This window comes from Actinoallomurus sp. CA-142502 (assembly GCF_050936355.1).
Taxonomy (GTDB): Bacteria; Actinomycetota; Actinomycetes; order Streptosporangiales; family Streptosporangiaceae; genus Actinoallomurus; species Actinoallomurus iriomotensis.
In genome coordinates, this window is the sequence record NZ_JBNJMY010000001.1 from 3,248,050 (window position 1) to 3,271,252 (window position 23,203).

Annotated in this window: 23 protein-coding genes; 15 read left to right on the top strand and 8 right to left on the bottom strand. The window is 71.5% G+C overall.

Going from position 1 to position 23,203, the window contains the following annotated elements; translation table 11 throughout:
- The first annotated feature begins 9 nt into the window (after positions 1–9).
- The 3 genes from leuD to ACQEV1_RS15790 all read left to right on the top strand — a co-directional run bounded on the left by leuD (position 10) and on the right by ACQEV1_RS15790 (position 1,299).
- The gene (leuD, locus tag ACQEV1_RS15780) at positions 10–600 is read left to right on the top strand and encodes a 3-isopropylmalate dehydratase small subunit (protein WP_285569225.1); all 591 of its coding nucleotides are present in this window, start codon (positions 10–12) and stop codon (positions 598–600) included.
- Complete coding sequence (locus ACQEV1_RS15785) at positions 579–908, top strand: hypothetical protein (protein ID WP_285617816.1); 330 nt, start codon at positions 579–581, stop codon at positions 906–908. Before leuD ends, ACQEV1_RS15785 begins: the two co-directional genes overlap by 22 nt.
- Positions 909–1,014: 106 nt before the next feature.
- A complete protein-coding gene (locus ACQEV1_RS15790; RefSeq protein ID WP_285569221.1) occupies positions 1,015–1,299 on the top strand; it encodes an HU family DNA-binding protein in 285 nt (94 codons plus the stop codon).
- A gap of 77 nt (positions 1,300–1,376) precedes the next feature.
- Here the strand turns inward: ACQEV1_RS15790 and ACQEV1_RS15795 are convergent, their stop codons facing one another.
- Both ACQEV1_RS15795 and cofC read right to left on the bottom strand, forming a co-directional pair.
- Positions 1,377–1,577, bottom strand: coding sequence for a cold-shock protein (locus ACQEV1_RS15795; RefSeq protein WP_285569219.1), 201 nt, complete (start codon positions 1,575–1,577; stop codon positions 1,377–1,379).
- 11 nt (positions 1,578–1,588) lie between these two features.
- Positions 1,589–2,242 (bottom strand): 2-phospho-L-lactate guanylyltransferase, encoded by a 654-nt coding sequence (gene cofC, locus ACQEV1_RS15800; protein WP_285617814.1) that lies wholly within the window; start codon positions 2,240–2,242, stop codon positions 1,589–1,591.
- 81 nt (positions 2,243–2,323) lie between these two features.
- Here cofC and ACQEV1_RS15805 point away from each other — a divergent pair, with 81 nt between their 5' ends.
- The 4 genes from ACQEV1_RS15805 (at position 2,324) to ACQEV1_RS15820 (ending at position 6,563) form a co-directional block, all read left to right on the top strand.
- On the top strand, positions 2,324–3,118 hold the full coding sequence (locus ACQEV1_RS15805) for a lysophospholipid acyltransferase family protein (protein WP_433394565.1): 795 nt from the start codon (positions 2,324–2,326) through the stop codon (positions 3,116–3,118).
- Entirely contained in the window at positions 3,115–4,119 is a 1,005-nt protein-coding gene (locus ACQEV1_RS15810) for an NAD(P)H-dependent glycerol-3-phosphate dehydrogenase (protein ID WP_433394566.1), read from the top strand. The genes ACQEV1_RS15805 and ACQEV1_RS15810 overlap by 4 nt, the downstream gene beginning before the upstream one ends.
- Positions 4,120–4,124: 5 nt before the next feature.
- The gene (locus tag ACQEV1_RS15815; RefSeq protein ID WP_433394567.1) at positions 4,125–5,372 is read left to right on the top strand and encodes a trans-sulfuration enzyme family protein; all 1,248 of its coding nucleotides are present in this window, start codon (positions 4,125–4,127) and stop codon (positions 5,370–5,372) included.
- A gap of 93 nt (positions 5,373–5,465) precedes the next feature.
- The gene (locus tag ACQEV1_RS15820; protein ID WP_285617809.1) at positions 5,466–6,563 is read left to right on the top strand and encodes a D-alanine--D-alanine ligase family protein; all 1,098 of its coding nucleotides are present in this window, start codon (positions 5,466–5,468) and stop codon (positions 6,561–6,563) included.
- A 3-nt stretch (positions 6,564–6,566) separates the two neighbouring features.
- Here the strand turns inward: ACQEV1_RS15820 and ACQEV1_RS15825 are convergent, their stop codons facing one another.
- Positions 6,567–8,393, bottom strand: coding sequence for a beta-propeller domain-containing protein (locus ACQEV1_RS15825; protein WP_433394568.1), 1,827 nt, complete (start codon positions 8,391–8,393; stop codon positions 6,567–6,569).
- Between the two features lie 151 nt (positions 8,394–8,544).
- Between ACQEV1_RS15825 and ACQEV1_RS15830 the strand changes: the two genes are divergently transcribed.
- Both ACQEV1_RS15830 and ACQEV1_RS15835 read left to right on the top strand, forming a co-directional pair.
- On the top strand, positions 8,545–9,180 hold the full coding sequence (locus ACQEV1_RS15830) for an acetamidase/formamidase family protein (RefSeq protein WP_285617806.1): 636 nt from the start codon (positions 8,545–8,547) through the stop codon (positions 9,178–9,180).
- A 156-nt stretch (positions 9,181–9,336) separates the two neighbouring features.
- The gene (locus tag ACQEV1_RS15835; RefSeq protein WP_433394569.1) at positions 9,337–9,717 is read left to right on the top strand and encodes an ankyrin repeat domain-containing protein; all 381 of its coding nucleotides are present in this window, start codon (positions 9,337–9,339) and stop codon (positions 9,715–9,717) included.
- A 28-nt stretch (positions 9,718–9,745) separates the two neighbouring features.
- Here ACQEV1_RS15835 and ACQEV1_RS15840 read toward each other — a convergent pair whose 3' ends face one another.
- From ACQEV1_RS15840 to ACQEV1_RS15855, 4 genes are all read right to left on the bottom strand, one after another.
- Positions 9,746–10,702, bottom strand: coding sequence for a sigma-70 family RNA polymerase sigma factor (locus ACQEV1_RS15840; RefSeq protein WP_285569197.1), 957 nt, complete (start codon positions 10,700–10,702; stop codon positions 9,746–9,748).
- A 147-nt stretch (positions 10,703–10,849) separates the two neighbouring features.
- Entirely contained in the window at positions 10,850–11,398 is a 549-nt protein-coding gene (locus ACQEV1_RS15845) for a YceI family protein (RefSeq protein ID WP_285617802.1), read from the bottom strand.
- Between the two features lie 184 nt (positions 11,399–11,582).
- Positions 11,583–12,638, bottom strand: a complete 1,056-nt coding sequence (gene galT / locus ACQEV1_RS15850) for a galactose-1-phosphate uridylyltransferase (RefSeq protein ID WP_433394570.1) — start codon at positions 12,636–12,638, stop codon at positions 11,583–11,585.
- Positions 12,635–13,423 (bottom strand): DeoR/GlpR family DNA-binding transcription regulator, encoded by a 789-nt coding sequence (locus ACQEV1_RS15855; RefSeq protein ID WP_285617799.1) that lies wholly within the window; start codon positions 13,421–13,423, stop codon positions 12,635–12,637. The genes galT and ACQEV1_RS15855 overlap by 4 nt, the downstream gene beginning before the upstream one ends.
- Positions 13,424–13,633: 210 nt before the next feature.
- Here ACQEV1_RS15855 and ACQEV1_RS15860 point away from each other — a divergent pair, with 210 nt between their 5' ends.
- From ACQEV1_RS15860 to ACQEV1_RS15885, 6 genes are all read left to right on the top strand, one after another.
- A complete protein-coding gene (locus ACQEV1_RS15860; RefSeq protein WP_285569192.1) occupies positions 13,634–14,680 on the top strand; it encodes a substrate-binding domain-containing protein in 1,047 nt (348 codons plus the stop codon).
- A 213-nt stretch (positions 14,681–14,893) separates the two neighbouring features.
- Complete coding sequence (locus ACQEV1_RS15865; RefSeq protein WP_433394571.1) at positions 14,894–16,906, top strand: NPCBM/NEW2 domain-containing protein; 2,013 nt, start codon at positions 14,894–14,896, stop codon at positions 16,904–16,906.
- Between the two features lie 120 nt (positions 16,907–17,026).
- Positions 17,027–18,544, top strand: a complete 1,518-nt coding sequence (locus ACQEV1_RS15870; RefSeq protein WP_285569190.1) for a sugar ABC transporter ATP-binding protein — start codon at positions 17,027–17,029, stop codon at positions 18,542–18,544.
- Positions 18,541–19,563: an ABC transporter permease gene (locus ACQEV1_RS15875; RefSeq protein ID WP_285617797.1), complete on the top strand. Its 1,023-nt coding sequence runs from the start codon at positions 18,541–18,543 to the stop codon at positions 19,561–19,563. The genes ACQEV1_RS15870 and ACQEV1_RS15875 overlap by 4 nt, the downstream gene beginning before the upstream one ends.
- A 90-nt stretch (positions 19,564–19,653) precedes the next feature.
- A complete protein-coding gene (locus tag ACQEV1_RS15880; RefSeq protein WP_285617796.1) occupies positions 19,654–20,379 on the top strand; it encodes an HAD family hydrolase in 726 nt (241 codons plus the stop codon).
- Positions 20,376–22,718, top strand: a complete 2,343-nt coding sequence (locus ACQEV1_RS15885) for a glycoside hydrolase family 65 protein (protein WP_285617794.1) — start codon at positions 20,376–20,378, stop codon at positions 22,716–22,718. The genes ACQEV1_RS15880 and ACQEV1_RS15885 overlap by 4 nt, the downstream gene beginning before the upstream one ends.
- Here the strand turns inward: ACQEV1_RS15885 and ACQEV1_RS15890 are convergent, their stop codons facing one another.
- The gene (locus ACQEV1_RS15890) at positions 22,719–23,174 is read right to left on the bottom strand and encodes a DUF3515 domain-containing protein (protein ID WP_433394572.1); all 456 of its coding nucleotides are present in this window, start codon (positions 23,172–23,174) and stop codon (positions 22,719–22,721) included.
- Positions 23,175–23,203 lie beyond the last annotated feature (29 nt).

The window sequence follows — 23,203 nt, forward strand, 5'->3', positions numbered from 1 at the left end:
CCAGCAGACATGGAAGCCTTCACCGTGCACACCGGGCGCGCCGTGCCGCTGCGGCGCAGCAACGTCGACACCGACCAGATCATCCCGGCCGTCTGGCTCAAGCAGGTCAGCCGTACCGGCTTCGAGAAGGGCCTGTTCTCCGCCTGGCGGGAGGACCCGGAGTTCGTGCTGAACCGTCCGGAGTACGCCGGGGCGTCGATCCTGGTCGCCGGGCCGGACTTCGGCACCGGATCCTCGCGCGAGCACGCCGTCTGGGCCCTGCAGCAGTACGGCTTCCGCGCCGTCATCTCGGCCCGCTTCGGCGACATCTTCCGCAACAACGCCACCAAGATGGGCCTGCTGCCGATCGAGCTGCCCGAGGACTACATCGAGGGCCTGCAGGACAAGATCGAGGCGAACCCGGCCAAGGAGTTCACCATCGACCTGCCCGCCCGCGAGCTGCGCTGCGACGAGGGCGGCGTGCGGTCCTTCGAGATCGACGACTACACCCGCTGGCGTTTGACGGAGGGGCTCGACGACATCGGCCTCACCCTGCGGCACGCCGACGACATCACCGTCTTCGAGAAGAGCCGGCAGCCGTGGCTGCCGGTGACCGCCTGACCCACCCGCGTACGCCGGCGGGCGCCCGTCGCGCCCGCCGGCGGACTCGCCGCGCCGACGCCACCGAAAAAACGGGTGTGATTATGAACGCATCGCGCGGAGGCTGGAACGATCCGGAGCTCGACGCCTTGGCGGAGGGACTCCGGATCGCGCATGCCCGGGTCGCGGACCTGTCTCCGCTGGTCAGACCCCAGATGACCAGGCATTTGTTGGTGATCACCGACCTCGCGAAACGGGATGCCGCGCTCGCCCTGAGACGCCTCGAATCATTCCTCGGCGATCTCGATGGCGATGAAAACGTTCCCTGATCGGCACTTCCGCCTGCGACACAGCCGAAAACCTCGGCCATGGGTGATTGTGTAGATGCTGCGAGTCCCCTAGTTTCAAGCGAGCAAGGGGGAAGAGGAGTAACCCATGAACAAGCGTGAGCTCGTCGACGCTGTCGCCGAACGAGTTGGCAGTAAGAAGATCGCGGGAGAGGCCGTCGACGCGATTCTGGACACCATCCAGGACACCGTCGCCAAGGGGGAGAAGGTCGCCATCACCGGCTTCGGCTCCTTCGAAAAGGCCGATCGGCCGGCCCGTGAGGCCCGCAACCCGGCGACCGGCGCCACCATCAAGGTTCCGGCGACGTCGGTCCCGAAGTTCAAGGCCGGCGCCGATTTCAAGGGCCAGGTGGCCGGTCCCAAGAAGAAGTAACGCCTGAAGAACCGATGCGTACGGTCACGGCGCCCGGAGAGACATCCCGTCTCCCGGGCGCCGTCGGCGTTGCAGCCTCAGGGCAGCGGGAACGTCGAGAGGGTGATCGCGGTGATCCAGTCGTCCTGGACGGCGATGTTGACCCGCTGACCGAGCCGCAGCAGCCGCAGGCCGCCGGCGTCGAACGCCAGCGCGCCGAACGGCAGCTCGCTCCCGTCGTCCAGCAGCACGCTTCCACTGCGCGTCTCGCGATCGAACGCCTTCACCGTCGCCTGCATAACCGCAGAGCTTAGTGGCGCGCGGACGGCAGGAGCGGGGCGACGGCGGCCGTGCGGGGGCCGACGCCGAGTTCGAGGGCGGCTCGCAGGTCGTCGATCGTGTCGACGTCGCGGCGCACGCTCGGGATGCCGTCGAGCGCCAGTTCACGCGCGCCGCCGTCGCGGTGGCGGGCCCGGGAGTCCAGGCCGAACGCCGGGGCGAAGACCGCGTCCGGCCGGGCGGTGTAGAGCGTGGTGCCGACACCCGCCGCGTCCGGGACGAAGGCGTTCGGCACCGCCCCTGCGGCGTCCAGCACCCGCGTCAGCTCGCCGGGGCGCAGCGACGGCAGGTCGGCGCTCAGCGCGCCGACGGCGCGTTCGGGGGCCAGGCGCCGGGCCTCGGCGGCGCCGTGCACCAGCGCCGGGTTCAGGCCGTCGTCGGGTTCGTCGGGCACGATGATGGCGCCGAGGGCGGCCAGCTCCGGCGCCGCGACCGGGTCGTCGGTGACCACGACGACCCCCTCCACCCGCGATGATCGGAGTACGGCCGATACCGTGTCGGTCGCGATCGCGAGCGCGAGTCGCTCGCGGTGCGGCCCGGCGGGTCCGGACAGGCGCGACTTCGCCCGTGCCAGCAGCTTGACCGGCACGACGAGCGTCCAGGTGAGACGGTGGGTACGAGGCATCGTGGGTCGACACTATGCGGAACCAACCGCGAGACTTGACCGGACCCCGCAGTTGGCGGGGACGAACCTAGGAGATGGGCAATGAAATATTCGCCCGTGTGGCGCACGATCGTCGTGGGGATCCTGCGGCCGTTGCTGTTCACCCTGCTCAAACGCGACTGGAAGGGGCAGGAGAACATCCCGCGCACGGGCGGTGTGGTCATCGCGCCCAACCACCTGTCCGAGTCCGACCCGCTGGCGCTGGCCCACTTCGTCTACACCGCCGGCCGTTTCCCGGTGTACCTGGCCAAGGACTCGGTGTTCAAGAGCCGGGTCCTCGGCCACATCCTCCGCCGTACCGGCCAGATCCCGGTCTACCGCGACCGCTCCGACGCGGGCCTGGCGCTCCGCGACGCGGAGAAGGGCCTGCGCTCCGGCGAAAGCGTGATCTTCTACCCCGAGGGCACCTGCACCCGCGACCCGGACCTGTGGCCGATGACCGGCAAGACCGGCGCGGCCCGCGTCGCCCTGACCACCGGTGTCCCGGTGGTCCCGGTCGCGCACTGGGGCGCGCACGAGCTGTTGCGGTACGGCACGAAGAAGATCCGGCTGTTCCCGCGCAAGACGATGCACGTCGTCGCCGGGCCGCCCGTGGACCTGTCGAAGTACGAGGGCAGGCCGCTCGACGCCGAGACCCTCACCGCCGCCACCGCCGACATCATGGCCGCCATCGCCGCCCTGCTGGGCGAGCTGCGCGGTGAGACGCCGCCCGAGACGCTCTATGACCACCGCGCGGCGACGCGCGCCGCCCGCGCGGCCAAGCGGGCCGCCGACGAGAACGACAAGGACGGCACGGACGACACGGACGGCGAGAACGAGGAGGCCAAGGCCTCTTGAAGATCGCGGTACTGGGAGCAGGGTCCTGGGGGACCGTCTTCGCCAAGGTGCTCGCCGACGCGGGCGGCGACGTCACGATGTGGGGACGCCGTACGGACGTCGTCGACGCGATCAACCAGACCCGCCGCAATCCGGACTATCTCCCGGACACCACGCTGCCCGAGCGCCTGAGCGCCACCACGGACGTCGCCGAGGCCCTCGACGGCGCGCCGTACATCGTCCTGGCCGTGCCCGCCCAGACGCTGCGCGCCAACCTGGAGGAGTGGCGGCCGCTGATCGGCGGCGACGCCGTGCTGGTCAGCCTGATGAAGGGCATCGAGCTCGGCACGTGCAAGCGGATGAGCGAGGTGATCCGCGAGGTCGCCAGGGTGCCGGAGGAGCGGGTCGCGGTGATCAGCGGGCCGAACCTCGCCCGCGAGATCGCGCTGGAGCAGCCGTCGGCCGCCGTCGTCGCCTGCACCGACGAGCCGACCGCGCAGAAGCTCCAGCTCGCCTGCATGACGCCCTACTTCCGCGCGTACACCAACCCGGACGTGGTCGGCTGCGAGCTGGGCGGCGCGGTCAAGAACGTCATCGCCCTGGCCGTCGGCATCTCGGTCGGCATGGGCATGGGCGACAACGTCCGCGCCCTGCTGATGACGCGGGGACTCGCCGAGATCGCCCGGCTCGGCGCGGCGCTCGGCGCCGACCAGCACACCTTCGCCGGGCTGGCGGGCATGGGCGACCTCGTCGCGACCTGCGGCTCGCCGCTGTCGCGCAACCGGACGTTCGGGGAGAACCTCGGGCGCGGCATGAGCCTCGACGAGGTCATCGCCGTCACGAAACAGACCGCCGAGGGCGTCAAGTCCTGCGACGCCGTGCTGGAGCTCGCGCGGCGCCACCACGTCGAGATGCCGATCACCGAGGGCATCGTGGCCGTCATGCACGGCGGCCTGAGCCCGGTCGAGGCCGGACGGCTGCTGATGTCGCGCACGCCGAAGCCGGAACGCTACGGAGTTTGAAGAACATGAGCGAACAGCCCCTTGGGGAGAACACCCGCGCCGTCCACCTCCCGCCGGCCCCCGTGCCCCGGCAGGAGCCGCTCGGCACGCCCGTGTGGCGCTCGGCCACCTACGCCTTCCCGACGTCGCAGGAGTACGCCGACGTGCTGGGCGAGCGCATGCCGGGCTACACCTACAGCCGGATCGACAACCCGACCTCCGACGGGTTCGCGGCGGCGGTCGCCGCCCTGGAGGGCGCGCGCGTCGGCGGCGTGACGGGCGAGGCGTTCGCGTCGGGCATGGCGGCGATCACCGGGGTGCTCCTGGCGTACACCCACGCGGGCGCGCACGTCGTCGCCCCGGCGGCGGCGTACGGCGGCACGTACGGGCTGATGTCGGAGCTGCTGTCGCGGTTCGGGGTGACGACCGACTTCGTCGACATGACCGACCCGGCGCGGGTGCGCGCGGCGATCCGGCCCGAGACGCGGCTGGTGTGGGCCGAGACCCTGGCGAACCCGACCATGGCCGTGGCCGACCTGCCCGCGCTGGCGGAGGCGGCGCACGAGGCGGGGGCGCTGCTGGTCGTCGACTCGACGTTCGCGACCCCGGTCGTCTGCCGCCCGCTGGAGCACGGCGCGGACCTCGTCGTCCACTCGGCGACCAAGTACATCGGCGGGCACAGCGACGCCACCGGCGGTGTCGTCGTCGGCCGTCCCGGCGTGCTCGGGCCGGTCCGCGCGGTGCGTCTCCACACCGGGGGAGCGCTGGCGCCGGACGAGGCCTTCCTGCTGCGCCGCGGGCTGGAGACGCTGCCGCTGCGGGTGCGCCGCCAGTGCGACACCGCCGCGCTGCTGGCGGCCGCCGCCGCCCGGCACCCCGCGGTCGCCCGGGTCGACTACCCGGGGCTGCCGGACCACCCCGGCCGCGAGACGGCCGTCCGGCTGTTCGACGCCGGGCCGGAGGGCACGCGGTTCGGGGCGATCGTGACGATCACGCCGCACGGCGGCCCCGAGGCCGGCATGGCCCTCGCGGACGGCCTCCGCCTGGCGAAGGTGGCCACGTCGCTGGGCGGCACCCACACGCTGGCCGGGCACATCGCCTCCACGACGCACCGGCAGCTGGACGAGCAGGCGCTGGCCGCCGCGGGCATCGGCCCGGCGGCCGTCCGTTTCTCCGTCGGCCTCGAGGACGCCGACGACCTGATCCATGACGTCAACAACGCCTTGACCGCTCTGGGGCGGATCGGGGAGCGCGACGGGGCATTCAACTCCTGAGCCGGTCAGGCCGATTCGCGCCACCGGCCAGGGAAAAAGGCCGTGTAGGGTCGAGGCCCGCGAGTGTTGACGCAGGTGAGAAGGGGTGGAGGCATGAGCAGGATCCGTGTCGCCGTCGTTTTCGGCGGACGCAGCTCGGAACATGCGATCTCCTGTCTCACCGCGGGCAGCATCATCGCGGCGATCGACCCGGACCGCTACGAGGTCGTCCCGGTGGGCATCGCCCGCGACGGCAGCTGGGTGCTCGCCTCCGGGCAGCGGCTCGCGGTCGAGGGCGGACGCCTGCCCGAGGTGGCGGCCGACGGCGCGCCGCTCGCCCTCCCGTTCGACCGGCCGGGCGGCGGCCTGATGGTCGTGGAGCCGGGCGAGGTGCCGCGCGCGCTGGGCGAGGTGGACGTGGTGCTGCCCCTCCTGCACGGCCCGTACGGCGAGGACGGCACGATCCAGGGCCTGCTCGAACTCGCCGGGGTCCGCTACGTCGGCGCCGGGGTGTTCGCCAGCGCCGCCAGCATGGACAAGGCCTTCATGAAGGTCATCCTGCGGGACGCCGGACTGCCCGTCGGCCCGTACGTGGTCGTCGGCGACCGCCGCTGGCGGCGCGAGCGCAAGCGTGTGGTGGACGACGTGAAGGAGCTCGGCTGGCCGGTGTTCGTCAAGCCCGCGCGCGCCGGGTCGAGCATGGGCATCTCCCGCGTCGACGCCGAACCGGAGCTGGAGGCCGCGGTCGAGGCGGCGCGCGAGCACGACCCCAAGGTGATCGTCGAGGCGGCGGTCGAGGGCCGCGAGATCGAGTGCGGCGTCCTCGAGGGACTGGACGACGGCCCGCCGGAGGCGAGCCTCCCCGCCGAGGTGCACGTCGGCGACGGCCACGACTACTACGACTTCGAGGCCAAGTACCTCGACGAGGGGCTGCGGCTCGACATCCCGCCGGACCTGCCGGCCACCGTCGTCGACGAGGTCCGGAGGCTGTCGGTGCAGGCCTTCGAGGCGGTCGGCTGCGAGGGCCTCGCCCGGGTCGACTTCTTCTACACGCCCGACGGCCGGGTCATCGTCAACGAGATCAACACGATGCCCGGATGCACGCCCGCGTCGGCGTTCCCAAAGATGTGGGCGGCGACCGGCCTGGACTACCCGGCACTCGTGGACCGCTGGATCCGCACCGCGATGCGGCGCCCCATCGGCCTGCGTTAGGCCCTAGAACGGCAGCCAGGCCGTCTTGGCGAGCGTCGTCGCGTCGTTCGCCTGGAGGCCGGACGCCGACAGCGTCCACAGCGTGCCGCCGACCAGCAGCGCCCGCTGGACCGGCCCCGCCGCGTCCGGTGGCCGTACTCCGCCCAGACGCCGCACGCTCGACGCACCGGCCGACAGCACGAGGGCGCCGTCCCGGCCGCCCATCGGGACGACCGTCAGGCCGGTGGCCGGCCAGTAGAGGAACGCGCGCGGGTCGCCCTCGACCGTCGACCATGAGGACGGCAGCGTGTACCCGCTCAGCCTCCGCGGCGCGGCCGGGTCGCTCACGTCGAACAGCGACACCTGCGCGCCCTTGACGTGCCCGTCCGCGTCGGCCTGCTGCCCGACGCCGATGAGCCGCCCGTCGCCGGCCGGGTGCAGGTAGGCCGAGTAGCCGCTGATCTTCAACTCGCCGGTGACGCGGGGCCGGGCGGGGTCGCGCAGGTCAAGGACGTACAGCGGGTCGGTCTGGCGGAAGGTGGCGACGTACCCGGCCGGGCCGGCGAAGCGCACGGCGTAGAGCCGCTCACCGCGACCGAGCCCGCCGGCCTCGCCCACCTGCTCCAAGCGTGTGCCGTGCCGCGCCAGGACGTACACGGCGCTCTGCGACGTGCCCGGGGACGTCACGGTGCCTCCGGAGGTCGTGGCGACCCGCAGGTTCCCGGCGTACTCGGACAGGGCGTACCGGCCGACCGGGGTGCCGGGCACCGAGCCGGAGGCCGCGAAGCGGGGCGGGCCCGAGCTCCCCGCGTCGAACCGGTAGATGTCGGTCCGGTCCGCCGCGCCGGACGGGCGGTCGGTGACGTACAGGCCGGTGCTCGATCCGTACACCGTCTCGCCGCCGGCCACGACGGCGACGGGGGAGGCGTCGGCCATGTCGCCGGACAGGTCCACCGACAGTACCGACACCATCGACAGCCCGGTGTAGGACGCCGGGTGGCTGACCTGGTCGCACGGCACCTTATCGGCCGTGGTGCGGCCGCCTCGCGTGACGCTGTAGCGCGGCAGCCAGGCGTCCAGAGGCGCGCTCCGCACGGCCCTGCGGTTCGCCGCGGTGGCCTCGGCGTCGGTGCCGCCGTGCCGCTGAGGGAAGGCGATCCTGGGCGCCGACCGTACGACGATCCGCGCCGTCGGCCCGGTACGGCGGGCGTCAACGTAGGAGCCGTCGACCTGCATCGAGCTCACCACCCGTGGCGTGCCGCGCAGATCGACCAGGACCAGCCGGGGGCCCGATCCGCCGGGAGCGGTCCCCGGCACGTCGACGATGCCCTCGCGTGCGAAGGTGATCGCCGGGTGCAGCACGACGAGGGCCCGGTCGCCGTACAGCATCAGCTCACCGGCGGACCAGGCGCCGCCCGCCCGCAGGTCGAGCGAGCCGGTCCGCCTGCGCGACGCCGTGTCGACCACGATCAGCCGCCCGCGCGCCACCGTCACGATCCGGCGGCCGTCGGTCTTGACCTGGTCGGGCTCGTCGACGCCCGGCTCCTGCACGTTCGTGTCGGAGTGCGGTGTCGCGGTCTGCTGCCCGGCCTTCATGTCTCCCGGGACGCGCCCGCCGGCGAGCGGCCGCATCACGGGGTCGCCCCCCAGGCCGTAGGGGCCGACATGCGCCGCGGTGGCCTTGCGGAGGCCGCCGAGGAGCTCGCCGCAGTCGTCGTAGGCGACCAGGCGAATCGACGAACCCGGTCGTACGTGGGTGGCGGCGCCGCCCGCGCCGCAGCCAGCGATGATCAATCCGGCGACCGCGACCGCGAGGATCGGCCGGGCGCCCGAACGCGAATCGGAGCCCATGGGACTTCGACGCGGACCGGCCGCGCCCGGTTCCGGTGAAACGCAATTGACGGGCCGGTAAAAGCCGCGAAACCGAGCCGAAACAGCCTGACGTGCAGGATTGACCCATCAGATCCGCGGAAGGTCCGCTGACGAGAGAAGGGACCGGCACTTGCTGTTCACGCCCGCCGCGCCGCTCCGGACGGTGCAGTACATTCCCGGTCACAACCGCTGGCATCCCGACATCCCGCCCGTCGCCGAGGTGATCGCCGGAGGCTCGATCCGGCTGAACTGCCAGGGCGATGAGGTCCTGTGCGGGCCGATCGGGGTCGTCGGCGCCGAGCCGGGCGACCTCCTCATGGTCGAGGTCCTGGGCATCGGCCGCCTGGACGGATGCTTCTCGCCCGCGGGCCACCCGGGCATCCTCGGCTGCGCGCCCTCGCACGCCATGCTCGGCGACATCGCCGGTGCCCCGGACGGAGCGCTGCTCGGACGCATCGCGCCCTCGTCCGCCGACCACGCGCGGGTCGCGGCGAGCGCCTCGCCGGTGCACGGCTCGTGCCGGGCCCTGGCACCGCGCGCCCAGATCCTGCTGCCGGTGCACGTCCCGGGCGCCCGCGTGTCAGCCGGGCACCTGCACTTCCCCGACGAGGGTGGCTGCCGGACCGAGGACGGCTGGCTCGACCTGCGGATGCATCTGACCAAGCGCGGCATGGAGCGGTTCCATGTCACCGAGCCGGTGCTCATGCCGATCACGACCAGTTCCCTCGACGCGACGGTCGCCGGCCTGACCGTCGGAGTCGCCTGAGGCCGCGCCGGAAGGCGCCGAGAAGCCCGAAATAGGGCTGAGGAGGTGAACGCCTAGGGGAGCACCCAACCGTCAGGAGGCACCTCGCCGAGGAGTGCGCACTCGTCTCCCGCACTCCTCGGCGTCTCTCCGTGTCTCCGTGGCATGCTGGAACCGATGGACGATTCTGAGCTGGTGGAGTTCGCGACCAGGCTTTTCGGCCTCGCCCGCCAAGGCCGCACCGAGACGCTCGCCGCGTACATCGACGCGGGCGTGCCGGCCGATCTCGGCAACGACGCGGGGGACACCCTGCTGATGCTGGCCGCCTACCACGGGCACGCCGACACCGTACGGGCGCTGCTCGAACGCGGCGCCGACCCGGGGCGGGCCAACGACCGCGGCCAGACACCGCTGGCCGGCGCGGTGTTCAAGAAAGAGGCCGACGTCGTACGCGCCCTGCTCGACGCGGGCGCCGACCCTCAGGCCGGCACCCCCTCGGCCGTGGAAACGGCCCGGATGTTCGGTCACGAGGACTTTCTGCGGTGGTTCGGCGCGTGAGGCCCCCGATGTGCCGTGCGGGCGGCTCTCAGGCGGCGAGCGGCGCGTCCAGCCGCTGCGCCATCTCCCGCATCCGCCGCAGCGCCGCCAGCTCCATCTGCCGCACCCGCTCCGCGGACACGCCCAGACGCATCGCGATCTCCCGGCGGCTGTGCTCGGTGCCGTCCTCCAGGCCGTAACGCGCCCGCAGGACCACCGCCTCGCGCGGCTCCAGCCGGTCGAGCATGCCGTCGATGATCTCGAGCTGGGCGCCGGCCATCGCCTCGTCCTCGGGCGAGGGCGCGTCCTCGTCGGCCAGCAGGTCGCCCAGCGAGGTCTCCTCGTCCTCGCCGACCACGGCGTCCAGGCTCGCGGGCGTACGGTCCCAGCGGTCCAGCTCGCCGATCCGCTCGACCGGCAGGTCCAGCTCCGCGGCCAACTCCTCGTCGGTGGGCTCGGAGCCGGTGAGCAGGACCAGCTCGCGGCGGGCCTTGCGCAGCCGGTTGACGTCGGTGTGCACCGCGCCGGGCAGGCGTACGGACCGGGACGAGTTGGCCAGGGCGCGGCCGATCGCCTGCCGGATCCACCAGGTGGCGTAGGTGGAGAACTTGAAACCACGGCGCGGATCGAATCCCTCGACTGCCCGGATCAGGCCGATCGTGCCCTCCTGGATCAGGTCCAGCAGGCTCATGCCGTCGGTGGGGTAGCGGCGCGCGACCGAGACGACCAGGCGGAGGTTGGCCAGGATGAACCGATCCTTGGCCGCGTCGCCGCGCGCGGCGACCTCCTCCAGCTCCTCGACGGTGGCGCCGTCGGGACGGGTGCCGCCGTCGAGATGGTTGTGCGCCAGCAGCCCGGCCTCCATGGCCAGGGCGAGCTCGATCTCCTGTTCGGCCGTGAGCAGTGGTGTCGCGGCGATCTCATCCAGGTAGGCGCCGAGCAGGTCGCCATCGGCGGCACGTCCTGGCCGCCTGATACGCCTGCCGCTGTTCGTGGTCGCCGCCATGGGCCACCTCGCTCTCACGTCGGATCCCGTATGGATCAACGCCGATCTCCCCTTTGCTGTTCCGCGATACCCCGAATGTCGGCTTCGCCAACACGGAGAAGAGCACCCGGCCGGGGTGCTCTTCGTCACGCGGTGCAGGCAGGGGCCTCAGGCGTGCGTGGCCTGGACCTCGAGCTGGATGTCGACGTTGTCGCCCAGGAGCGCCTTGTCGCCGCCGAGCGGGATGTTGAACTCGATGCCGTACTCCTTGCGGCTGATCGAGGTCGAGGCGCTGAAGCCGACGCGCGTGCCGCCCCAGGGGTCCTGACCGGAGCCGTTGAACTCCAGGTCGAGGGTCACCGGACGGGTGACGTCGCGGATCGTCAGGTCGCCGTCCAGGAAGTACTTGTCGCCGTTCTCGCGGACGCCCGTGCTGACGAACCGGATGGCCGGGTGGTTGTCCAGGTCGAGGATCTCGGCGGACCGGATGTGGTTGTCGCGGTCGGCGTTGCGGGTGTCGATCGACTTGATCTGGATCTCGACGGAGGTCGAGGACTCGAGGACGTTCTCGGCGATCTCGAACGAACCGGAGAACTCCGTGAAGGAGCCGCGGACCTTGCTCATCAGGTGCCGGATCACGAAGGTGACCTCGCTGTGTGCGGGGTCGATGTTGTACGTGCCGGGCGTGATCCCGAGCTCACTGGCGAGGGCGGACATGGAAGCCTCCATTGCTTGAACCTTCAACAATGTGCGGGAGCTTAGTTGAAACTTAAACCAGATGCAAGTGCAGGAGACACCGATACCGTACGGGGATGAGTGCCGCTCCGCTAAGGCGCGCGCTACTGGACTTCGCCGTCGCCCTGGCGAACCGCGCCGGGCGCCGCGGCGCCCGGCGGATCCATTAGGCCTCGCGCAGGCGCCGGGCGGCGTCCTCGGGGTAGACGTCGTTCACGAAGGCGCCCATGGCGGCCTCCGACCCGGCGAGGTACTTCAGCTTGTTCGCCGCGCGACGGCTGCTGAACAGCTGCAGGTGCAGGTACGCGAGGTCGCGATCGACCGCGACCGGTGCCTGGTGCCACGCGGAGACGTACGGCATCGGCACGCCGAACAGGCGGTCCAGCCGCTGCAGCACGTCCACGTACAGCGGGGCGAACGCGGCGCGCTCCTCCGCCGACAGGGCGCTCAGGTCCGGCACCTTCCGGTGGGGGAACACGTGCACCTCGAACGGCCAGCGGGCCGCCTCCGGCACGAACGCCGTCCACAGGTCGTTCGTGGCGACCACGCGTACCTCGGTGGCGCGCTCGGCCGCGAGCACGTCGGCGAACAGGTCGCCGCCGGTCTCATCCCGGTGGGCGCGGGCGACCTGGAGCATCCGCTCGGTCCGCGGCGTCACGAAGGGATAGGCGTAGATCTGCCCGTGCGGGTGGGCGAGCGTGACGCCGATCTCCGCGCCGCGGTTCTCGAAGCAGAAGACCTGCCCGACACCGGGCAGCGTGGACAGCTCGGCCGTACGGTCGGCCCACGCCTCCATGACCGTGCCGACCTGGGCCAGGTCGAGCGTCGCGAACGACGCGTCGTGGTCGGGGGAGAAGCACACCACCTCGCAGCGGCCCAGTCCCGGGACGACGCCGTCCAGCTGCTCGGGCACGCGGCCGGAGTAGGACGGGAACCGGTTCTCGAAGACCGCCACCTCGTAGTCGGCGGCGGGGATCTCGGTGGGCCGGCCGGGCGTGGAGGGGCAGAGCGGGCACTGGTCGCTCGGCGGCAGGTAGGTGCGGTCCTGGCGGTGCGCGGCGATGGTCACCCACTCGCCGAGCAGCCGGTCGCGGCGCAGCTCGGACGCCCGCGGAGGCGGCGGCAGCGTACGGGTGTCGACGGCGGACCGGTCGGCGTCGTCGTGCCGGTCGAAGTAGATGAGTTCGCGTCCGTCGGCGAGATGGGTGACCGTGCGTTTCACTCGTCCGCCTCGTCGGGATCGACGGCGATCAGTTCGCCGACCTCGTCGGCCAGCTGCTTGCGGGCCTCGTCGCCGAGGCCGGAGTCGGTGACGAGCACGTCGGCGTCGGACAGCCGCGCGATCGTGCTGAGGCCGACCGTGCCCCACTTGGTGTGGTCGGCCAGGACGACGAGACGGCGGGCCGCGCCGACCATCGCCCGGTCGGTCTCGGCCTCCATGAGGTTCGGCGTGGTGAAGCCGGCGCGCGTACTCATGCCGTGCACGCCGAGCAGCAGCAGGTCGACGTTGAGCGCGCGGACCGCGTTGACCGCGACGGGCCCGACCAGGGCGTCGGAGGGAGTGCGGATGCCGCCGGTGAGCACGATCGTCTGGTCCGCGCGGCTGGCCCGGTAGAACACATCGGCGATCTGGATGGAGTTCGTGACAACGGTCAGCTCCGGAACGTCGGTCAGGTGATGGGCGAGCGTCCACGTGGTGGTGCCGGCCGAGACGGCGACCGCGGTGCCGGGCCGTACGAGCCGGGCGGCGCGGCGGGCGATGGCCTCCTTCTCCTCGCGCTGGCGTACGGACTTGGCGGCGAAGCCGGGCTCTTCCGTGGAACCCGCGCCGACCGTCGTCGCGCCGCCGTGCACCTTGGAGACCAGGCCGCGGTCGGCCAGCACCTCAAGGTCGCGCCGGATCGTCATGTCGGAGACACCGAACTCGCGTACCAGGTCGGCGACCCGGACGCCGCCGTGCTGCTGGACGCGGTCCAGGATCGCCTGCTGCCGCTGTGGGGCGAGCATCGTCACCTCCTCTCGGTGACCGTCACCGCGTGCAGCGTGCCCGCAGAAACGACATATGTCAACACAGCCGAACATCGTGATGCGCCAGGTCTTGTTGGTTTGTGTTGGCAATGGTAGGAATGCGCACATCGCCTGGTAACTCAGCGGAAACATCGGGGTAACGGGACCAGGACCATCACCAGCCGGCAGTCGTCAGAAGGAAGGCAGAGCATGGCCCGGATACGCAGGCCCGGAGCCGCGGTCGTCGCGCTCGGCGTCGCGATCGCCCTCAGCCTCTCCGCCTGTTCATCAGGCAAGGAGAGCACCGACACGAGCTCAGGCAAGAAGGTGTCGGGCAAGATCTCCCTCGCGTACCTGCAGAAGCAGGGCGACCAGCAGTACTTCATCGACGAGGCACAGGGCGCCAAGGACAAGGCGAAGCAGCTCGGCAACGTCGACATCAAGGTCGTCAACCTCGGCAACGACACCAACAAGGCGGTGTCGGAGACGCAGGCGGCCGTCGCCCAGAAGGTCAACGGCGTCATCATCGTGCCGCCGGACCCGGCCGTCGGTCCGCAGATCGTGCAGACCGCCGCCGCCGCGAAGGTGACGCTGCTGACCAGCGACGACCAGGTCTGCAAGAACGGACCGGACCCGTCCAAGTGCGCCAAGGACCAGCTCGTCCAGCGCGTCGGCTTCTCCGGCAGCCAGATGGGCCAGCAGGTCGGCCAGCGCGCGGGTGAGGAGTTCAAGAAGGCGGGCTGGAAGGCCTCCGACACCGCGGTGATCTCGGCCTGGAAGCAGGACGTGACCGTGTGCACCGACCGCGTGGTCGCCGCCCAGGCCGCGTTCGAGCAGGCCGCCGGCACCAAGGTGCAGGTCATCAAGGTCGGCACCGACAACACCCCGACCGACGCCCAGTCCAAGACCGGCGCCGTCGTCTCGGGCCACCGCTCCGTCAAGCACTGGGTCGTGTGGGGCTGCAACGACGAGAACGTCTCCGGCGCGGTCACCGCGTTGCAGAACGCCGGCTACAAGGCCGGTGACATCGACGGTGTCGGCCTCGGCGCGTACCTGGCCTGCAAGGACTGGAACTCGGGCAAGGCGACCGGCATGAAGGCCGCGCTGTTCATCAACGGCTACGACGTCGGCGGTCTCGCCGTCCAGACGATCGTGGACAACCTGCGCAACGGCAAGCCCATGCCGCAGGAGGCGTTCGCGCCGACCAAGATGGTGGACGCCTCCAACTGGAAGCAGGAAGGCGTCAAGTGCACCTGACCTGAGCCAACCGGCCGGGGAGCACGGCGTTCTCCCCGGCCGGCGCCGGTACCCGCCGCCTCGGGTACCGGTGCCCCGGCGCTACGCCGACGATCGCGACCGGTGCGCACCCCTCCGCCGCCCGCCGGTCGCATCACCCCCGGGAACGACGCGGTGCCCGATACACCGCGCCGGTCCCAGCAGTGCGCTAATCCCCGAACGCAGGAGCAGCACATGCGCACCCTCCGTGTCCTGGCATCGGCACTCGTCGCCACCGCGGCGAGCGTCGCCGGCGCCGCCACCATCACCCTCGCATCGGCCCCGCCGGCCGCCGCCCTCGACAACGGCCTCGCCCTGACCCCGCAGATGGGCTTCAACAACTGGAACGCGACGCACTGTGGCTCGGACTTCAACGAGGCCATGGTCAAGAGCATCGCCGACCTGTTCGTCTCCTCCGGACTGAAAGACGCCGGATACCAGTACGTCAACCTCGACGACTGCTGGGCCGAGCACGACCGCGACGCGAACGGCGACTACGTCCCGAACAAGACGCGGTTCCCGAACGGCATCAAGGCCGTCGCCGACTACGTGCACTCCAAGGGCCTGAAGTTCGGCATCTACACCAGCGCCGGCACCATGACCTGCGCCCAGACGATGCCCGGCTCGCTCGGCCACGAGCAGCAGGACGCCCGGCTGTTCGCGTCCTGGGGAGTGGACTACCTGAAGTACGACAACTGCAACAACCAGGGCGTCGACGCCGTCCAGCGGTACACCGCGATGCGCGACGCGCTGAAGGCGACCGGCCGCCCCATCCTGTTCTCGATGTGCGAGTGGGGCGAGAACAAGCCGTGGCTGTGGGCCAAGGACGTCGGCAACTCCTGGCGCACCACGGGCGACATCAGCGACGGCTACTCCAGCATGCTCGGCATCGTCCACCAGAACATGGCCCTGGCGCAGTACGCCGGGCCCGGCCACTGGAACGACCCGGACATGCTGGAGGTCGGCAACGGCGGCATGACCGACACCGAGTACCGGTCGCACTTCAGCCTCTGGGCCGAGATGGCGGCGCCGCTGCTGATCGGCACCGACCTGCGCAAGGCCTCGCCCGAGACGATGAAGATCCTCACCAACAAGGACGTCATCGCGGTCGACCAGGACAAGCTCGGCGTCCAGGGCGCGCCGATCTCCACCGACGGCGGCCGGGACGTCTTCGTCAAGCCGCTCGCGAACGGGGACAAGGCCGTCACCCTGTTCAACGAGTCGGACGGGCCGCAGCGGATCACCACGTCGGCCAAGGCGATCGGGATGCCCTCCGCTCCGGCGTACCGCGTCCGGGACCTGTGGGCGCACACCGATCACGAGACCGCCGGCACCCTCACCGCCATGGTCCCGGCGCACGGCACCGTGATGCTGCGCGTCGCGCGTGACCCGCGCTGGGCGGTGTACCCGCCGTCGGTGGACGCCGCCACCGACGTGCCGGTGGCGTACCCGGGCGCGCGGCCGTTCGTCGAGCCCGGCAGGTCCGTCACCGTGACGACGACCGCGACGAACTCCGGCAGACTGCCCGCGCTGCTGCTGCGCAACGGCCTCGCCGTCCCCGACGGCTGGACCGTCCAGGCCACGTCGCGCAGGTCCACCGCGCTCGTGGGCTCGGGCAAGAGCTTCGCGACGACGTGGACCGTCCAGGTGCCGGCCGGCGCGAAGCCCGGCACGTACGACCTGACCACCACCGCGACCTACGAGCCGGACTCCACGGCGGCCCGGAGCACCGTCCAGGTCGACGTCCTGAACGCGACGCCGCCGCCGTCCGGCACGTCCTACCTCAGCGACATCCCCTGGCTTCGCAGCGACAACGGCTGGGGGCCGGTCGAGAAGGACACCAGCAACGGCGAGACGGCGGCCGGCGACGGCCACCCGATCACCATCAACGGCACCGTCTACAAGAAGGGGCTCGGCGCGCACGCTCCGAGCACCGTCGAGTACTACACGGCCAAGAAGTGCACCTCCGTAACGGCCGACGTCGGCGTGGACGACGAGAAGACGGCCAAGGGCTCGGTGACCTTCGAGGTCTGGGCGGACGGCACCAAGGTCGCCGACAGCGGCCTGCTCACGACCGCCGATCCGGCCAGGCACCTCACCGCCGACGTCGGCGGGGCGACGTTCGTCCGCCTCGTCGTCACCGACGGCGGGAACGGCAACGACAGCGACCACGCGGACTGGGCCGACGCCCGGCTCACCTGCACCTGATTCACCGGCGGGGCGGCTCACCGGCCGCCCCGCCACTACCCGAAGGCTTGCCATGACCGAGCGAAGCGAGGGAATCGTAGGCGCGTCTCGGTGGTCACGCCCACCGACGAAGGAGGACTCATGACAGAGTTGAGCGTCGCAGGGATCTCCAAGCGGTTCGCCGGCGTACGGGCGCTGAACGACGTCACGCTGGACTTCCCCAGCGGGGCGGTGACCGCCCTCATGGGCGAGAACGGTGCCGGGAAGTCCACCCTCATCAAAATCATCAACGGTGACTACCTGCCGGACGAGGGTGAGATCGTCCTCGACGGCCGGCCGCTCGGCCTGCACTCACCGGCGGACGCGCGGCAGGCCGGCATCCGTGTCATCCCGCAGGAGCCCGAGATCGTGCCGCACGTCTCGGTGGCCGAGAACGTTTACCTCGGCGCGCTGCCCCGCCGGGCCGGCCGCGCCCTCGACCGGGCCACGCTCAACCGGCGCGTGCGCGCCGACCTCGAACGCCTCGGCTTCGAGCGCGTCATCGACCCGGACACGCTCGGCTCGCGCCTCACGCCCGCGCAGCGCCAGCTCGTGGAGATCCTGCGGGCGCTGACCACCGACGCCAAGGTGATCGCGTTCGACGAGCCGACGTCGTCGCTGTCGGAGCACGAGGTCGACGCGCTGTTCGCGCTGATCCAACGGCTGCGCGAGGACGGTCTGGCCGTCATCTACGTCTCGCACCGGATGCAGGAGATCTTCCAGCTCGCCGACCGCATCGCGGTGCTGCGCGACGGCGGATTGGTGGGGGTGCGCGACGCGGCCGAGACCGACGAGAACGAGATCGTGCGGATGATGGTCGGCCGCGACCTGTCGGCCATGTTCTCCCGCGAGCACTCCGCCACCGGCGACGTCGTGCTGGAGGTCGACCACCTCACCAGCGACGATGTGCGGGACATCAGCCTCACCGTGCACGCCGGCGAGGTGGTGGCCCTCGCCGGCCTGGTCGGCGCGGGCCGCTCGGAACTGGCGGGGGCGCTGGTGGGCGACCTGCCGATCCGCTCCGGGGAGGTACGTGTCGAGGGCCGGCGCGTACGGCTGCGGCAGCCGAGCGACGCCGTACGGGCCGGCATGGGCTACGCCCCGGAGGAACGCAAGGCCCAGGCGCTGCTGCTCGAGCGCTCGGTGCGCGACAACACCTCCCTCGTGGTGCTGGACCGGCTGCGCCGCTTCCGCTTCGTCAGACGCGCCGAAGAGCGCAGGCTGACCCGGGAGTACGTCGACCGGCTCAACGTGCGCACCCCGGACATCGAGCACGAGGTGCGCAAGCTGTCCGGCGGCAACCAGCAGAAGGTGGTGCTCGCCCGCTGGCTGGCCCGCAAGCCGAAGGTGCTCATCCTCGACGAGCCCACCCGCGGCATCGACGTGGGCGCCAAGGCCGAGATCTACCACCTCATCGACGACCTCGCCCGTTCGGGCGTGGCCGTCCTCGTCATCTCGTCCGAGCTCCCCGAGGTGCTCGGACTGGCCGACCGCGTCATCGTCATGCAGAACGGTCGCATCACCGGCGAACTCGACCGGGCCGACGCCTCCGAGGAGGCCATTCTCGGCCTCGCCATGGCCGAGGACCTGACCACGTCGCTATCGGAGGGACAGCAATGACAACCGCCACCCGCGAGCCCGTGGACACGCCGCCGAAGGACCCGGCGCCGCGCCGCGTCCTGAGCATGGTCGGGCCGCAGAACCTCAGCCTCATCGGCGCGCTCATCGTCGTCGTCGCGATCTTCACCTGGCTGAACTCCGGCTACCTCACCTGGGACAACGTCCAGGTGATCGGTGAGGCCGCGACCGTGGCCGGGCTGCTGGCCGTGGTCCAGACGGTGGTGATCATCTGCGGCGCGATGGACATCTCCGTCGGCTCGCAGACCGGCGTGGCCTCGGTCATCTCCGCGATGGCCTTCATGTCGACCGGCCACAACCCGTTCCTCGGCATGGCCGCCGCGGTCGGGCTGGGCGTCGTGATCGGCGTGGCGAACGGTCTGATCATCGTGTACGGCCGCGTCAACCCGGTCATCGCGACGCTGGCCGGCCTCGCCGCCTACAAGGGCATCGCCCAGCTGATCTCCGGCGGCCGGGCACAGGGCTTCGTCCTGGGTGACGACCTGTTCATCTTCATCGCCCGCGGCCGGATCGCCGGCATCCCGGTGCAGGTCTGGATCCTGATCGTGGTCGCCGTCCTGGTCCACCTGATGCTGAAGTACACCGACATCGGGCGCAACATCTACGCCATCGGCGGCAACGACACCGCCGCGCGCCTGGCCGGGATCAACATCAACAAGTACCTCATCGCGGTGTACGCACTCGCGGGCATCGTCTCGGCGGTGGCCGGCATCGTCCTGACCGCGCGTACCGGATCGGGCCAGCCGACCAGCGGCAGTGAGGGGCTGGAACTCCAGTCGATCACCGCCGCGGCTCTGGGCGGCTGCGCGCTGAAGGGCGGCAAGGGCGGCATCGGCGGCACATTGCTGGCGGTGCTGCTCCTCGGCGCCCTCAACAACGGCCTCAACGTCGTGGGCGTCAACACGTTCTGGCAGAACGTCGCCCAGGGCGCGCTCCTGGTCGTCGCGGTCATCATCCAGCAGCGCCGTAGCGGAGAGCGGGCGGTCGGCCTGCCGACCTGAGGACGCCTTTCACGGCCCCCCGGGGTCCGGACGGTTGAGACGGCGCGATGGGGTAAGCATGTGTCGTTCACCGATCCCGGGGAGGAACACGTGCTCGGACTGCCGGACGCCGCGACGGCGTGCCTGTTCGACATGGACGGGGTGCTGACCCGTACCGCCACCGTCCACGCCGCGGCGTGGAAGCAGATGTTCGACGACTTCCTACGGGAGCGGGAGGGCGACGCGTTCACGCCGTTCGACCCGGTCGCCGACTACGACGAGTACGTGGACGGCAAGCGGCGTGAGGACGGCACCCGCTCGTTCCTGAAGTCGCGCGGCATCGAGCTGCCGGAGGGGTCGCCGGACGATCCGCCGGGCGCGCCCACGATCAACGGGCTGAGCGAGCGCAAGAACGCGCTGGTGCTGGAGAAGCTGCGCGAGCACGGCGTGGAGGTCTACTCCGGGTCGGTCCGCTACGTCCGCGCCGCGCGGGACGCCGGGCTCCGGACCGCGGTGGTCTCCTCCAGCGCCAACACCGCGCAGATACTCGACGCCGCGGACATCGCCGATCTGTTCGACGCGCGCGTCGACGGCCTGACCGCCAAGGAGCGTGGCCTGGCCGGAAAGCCGGCGCCCGACATGTTCCTCGCCGGCGCGGCGGCCCTGGGCGTGGAGGCGTCGGCGGCCGTGGTGTTCGAGGACGCCCTGGCGGGCGTGGAGGCCGGCCGGGCGGGCGGCTTCGCGTGCGTGGTCGGCGTGGACCGCGTCGGCCAGGCGGACGCGCTGAAGCGTCACGGGGCGGACGTCGTCGTCAAGGATCTGGAGGAGCTGCTTTGATCAAGCAGGCCGCGTACGCCGTCGAGCCGTGGTGCGTCCGCGAGCAGCGGCTGAACCTCGACATGCTCGCGCAGAGCGAGTCGGTGTTCGCCCTGTCCAACGGGCACGTCGGCCTGCGCGGCAACCTCGACGAGGGCGAGCCGCACGGGCTGCCGGGCACCTACCTCAACTCCGTGTACGAGCTGCGGCCGCTGCCGTACGCCGAGGCCGGGTACGGCTATCCCGAGTCCGGGCAGACGATCATCAACGTGACCAACGGCAAGCTGTTCCGGCTGCTGGTCAACGACGAGCCGTTCGACGTCCGGTACGGCGAGCTGCGTTCGCACGAGCGCCTGCTGGACCTGCGGGCCGGCACGCTGACGCGCAAGGCCGAATGGACCTCCCCGGCCGACGACACCGTACGCGTCTCCTCGGTCCGGCTCGTCTCCCTCGTTCAGCGCGCCGTCGCGGCGATCTGCTACGAGGTCGAGGCGGTCGACCAGCCGGTGCGCATCGTCGTGCAGTCGGAGCTCGTGGCCAACGAGTCGCTGCCGACCGCGGGCAAGGACCCGCGCGCCGCGGCGTCGCTGGAGGCGCCCCTCGTCGCCGAGGAGTGCGTGGGCACCGACCAGAGCGTCGTCATGGTGCACTGCACCCGGGAGAGCGGGCTGCGGGTCGGCGCGGCGATGGGCCACGAGATCGACAGCCCCGACGGCGCGATCGACACCGAGGTCCGCGACGACGTCGGCCGCGTCACCGTCGCCACGCGCCTCGAGCCGGGCCAGCGGTTGCGCATCATCAAGTACCTCGCCTACGGCTGGTCCAGCCAGCGGTCGCGGCCGGCCCTGCACGACCAGGTCATCGCCGCCCTGGCGGCGGCGAAGCTCACCGGCTGGGAGGGGCTGCTGCGCGAGCAGCGGGAGTACCTCGACGACTTCTGGGCGGGCGCCGACGTCGAGGTCGACGGCGACGCCGAGGTGCAGCAGGCGGTGCGCTTCGCGCTGTTCCACGTCCTGCAGGCCGGGGCACGAGGTGAGCGCCGGCCCATCTCCGCCAAGGGCCTGACCGGGCCCGGGTACGACGGCCACACGTTCTGGGACACCGAGTCGTTCGTGCTGCCCGTGCTCACCTACACCCAGCCGCGCGCCGTCGCGGACGCGCTGCGGTGGCGGCACTCGACGCTCGACAACGCCAGGGCGCGTGCCCGGCAGCTCGGCCTGGAGGGCGCCGCCTTCCCGTGGCGCACCATCCAGGGCGACGAGTGCTCGGGGTACTGGCCGGCCGGCACGGCGGCGTTCCACATCGGCGCCGACATCGCCTACGCGGTCGTGCGCTACCTGTCGGCCACCGGAGACGAGGCGTTCGCCCGCGACTACGGCCTCGAACTGCTCGTGGAGACCGCCCGGCTGTGGCGCAGTCTCGGCCACCACGACGCCCACGGGCGCTTCCGCATCGACGGCGTGACCGGGCCGGACGAGTACAGCGCGCTGGCCGACAACAACGTCTACACCAACCTCATGGCGCAGCGGAACCTCCAGGCCGCCGCCGACCTGGCCGAACGCCACCCGGAGCAGGCCGAGCAGCTCGGCGTCACCGACGAGGAGACGGCGTCGTGGCGCGACGCGGCGGCCGACATGTACATCCCGTACGACCGGCGGCTCCACGTGCACCCGCAGAGCGAGGGCTTCACCGAGCACGCGCCGTGGGACTTCGAGTCCACCGGGGCGGACCAGTACCCGTTGATGCTGAACTTCCCCTACTTCGACATTTACCGCAAGCAGGTCGTCAAGCAGGCGGACCTCGTCCTGGCCATGCACCTGCGCGGTGACGCCTTCACCCCGGAGCAGAAGGCGCGCAACTTCGCCTACTACGAGGCGCTGACGGTCCGCGACTCGTCACTGTCGGCCTGCACCCAGGCGGTGATGGCGGCCGAGACCGGCCACCTCGACCTGGCCCACGACTACCTGGGCGAGGCCGCGCTGATGGACCTGGACGACCTGGAGCACAACACGCGCGACGGGCTGCACATCGCCTCGCTCGCCGGTGCCTGGACCGCGCTGGTCGCCGGCCTGGGCGGGATGCGAGTGGAGGACGACACGCTCGGGTTCACCCCGCGGCTGCCCGGCGGCATCACGCGGCTGGCCTTCCGGCTGCGGTACCGCGGACGCCGGCTGAAGGTCACCGTCACCGCGCACCAGGCCGTGTACGAGCTGCTCGACGGCGACCCGCTGGAGATCACCCACGACGGCGAGCGCGTGCCGCTGGACGGCGGAGCGGTCAGCCGCCCGGTGACGCCGCCGCCGATCCGGCCCACGCCCACGCAGCCGCGTGGGCGCGTGCCCCGGCGCCGCGGCGAGTGATCAAAGGGAGCCGTCGGGGTTGGCGGGGACCGCCGCCTTGATCGCGCCGGCCAGCTCGATCAGCACGTCGCCCGGCGGCTCGTACGCCCCCGGCACGGTCACCTCGATGTAGGCCCGGCGCCCGACGGCGGTGAAGGTGACCGGGCGGCCCGGCGGCACGGCCAGCCAGTTGACGCCGTTGATCACCGCCAGCTGCGAGGTGGGCTTCAGCGCGGTGGGCCGGGGCACGCCGCACCGCACCACGATCGCGGGCGAGCCCCACGCGGTGACGAGCGGCGACTTCGGCGACGTCGCGCGCCGCGCCTTGCCGTGGACCTTCGCGGGCAGCCGGTCATGCAGACTCCGGCACACGGACGCGATCGCCGCGGGCGGCCCCGGCACGGGGACCTCGACGGTGCCGGCGCCGCATCCGGCGAGCAGGGCCAGCACACCGCCCGCCGCCAGGGTTCGTCTCATGGTGCAGACTGACGGCGGGAGGGACACCG

Coding starts and splice junctions, on each gene's coding strand:
- leuD (WP_285569225.1), top strand. CDS start 10: ATGGAAGCCTTCACCGTGCACACCGGGCGCGCCGTGCCGCTGCGGCGC.
- ACQEV1_RS15790 (WP_285569221.1), top strand. CDS start 1,015: ATGAACAAGCGTGAGCTCGTCGACGCTGTCGCCGAACGAGTTGGCAGT.
- ACQEV1_RS15795 (WP_285569219.1), bottom strand. CDS start 1,577: ATGCAGGCGACGGTGAAGGCGTTCGATCGCGAGACGCGCAGTGGAAGC.
- cofC (WP_285617814.1), bottom strand. CDS start 2,242: ATGCCTCGTACCCACCGTCTCACCTGGACGCTCGTCGTGCCGGTCAAG.
- ACQEV1_RS15805 (WP_433394565.1), top strand. CDS start 2,324: ATGAAATATTCGCCCGTGTGGCGCACGATCGTCGTGGGGATCCTGCGG.
- ACQEV1_RS15815 (WP_433394567.1), top strand. CDS start 4,125: ATGAGCGAACAGCCCCTTGGGGAGAACACCCGCGCCGTCCACCTCCCG.
- ACQEV1_RS15820 (WP_285617809.1), top strand. CDS start 5,466: ATGAGCAGGATCCGTGTCGCCGTCGTTTTCGGCGGACGCAGCTCGGAA.
- ACQEV1_RS15825 (WP_433394568.1), bottom strand. CDS start 8,393: ATGGGCTCCGATTCGCGTTCGGGCGCCCGGCCGATCCTCGCGGTCGCG.
- ACQEV1_RS15835 (WP_433394569.1), top strand. CDS start 9,337: ATGGACGATTCTGAGCTGGTGGAGTTCGCGACCAGGCTTTTCGGCCTC.
- ACQEV1_RS15840 (WP_285569197.1), bottom strand. CDS start 10,702: ATGGCGGCGACCACGAACAGCGGCAGGCGTATCAGGCGGCCAGGACGT.
- ACQEV1_RS15845 (WP_285617802.1), bottom strand. CDS start 11,398: ATGTCCGCCCTCGCCAGTGAGCTCGGGATCACGCCCGGCACGTACAAC.
- ACQEV1_RS15855 (WP_285617799.1), bottom strand. CDS start 13,423: ATGCTCGCCCCACAGCGGCAGCAGGCGATCCTGGACCGCGTCCAGCAG.
- ACQEV1_RS15860 (WP_285569192.1), top strand. CDS start 13,634: ATGGCCCGGATACGCAGGCCCGGAGCCGCGGTCGTCGCGCTCGGCGTC.
- ACQEV1_RS15865 (WP_433394571.1), top strand. CDS start 14,894: ATGCGCACCCTCCGTGTCCTGGCATCGGCACTCGTCGCCACCGCGGCG.
- ACQEV1_RS15870 (WP_285569190.1), top strand. CDS start 17,027: ATGACAGAGTTGAGCGTCGCAGGGATCTCCAAGCGGTTCGCCGGCGTA.
- ACQEV1_RS15875 (WP_285617797.1), top strand. CDS start 18,541: ATGACAACCGCCACCCGCGAGCCCGTGGACACGCCGCCGAAGGACCCG.
- ACQEV1_RS15890 (WP_433394572.1), bottom strand. CDS start 23,174: ATGAGACGAACCCTGGCGGCGGGCGGTGTGCTGGCCCTGCTCGCCGGA.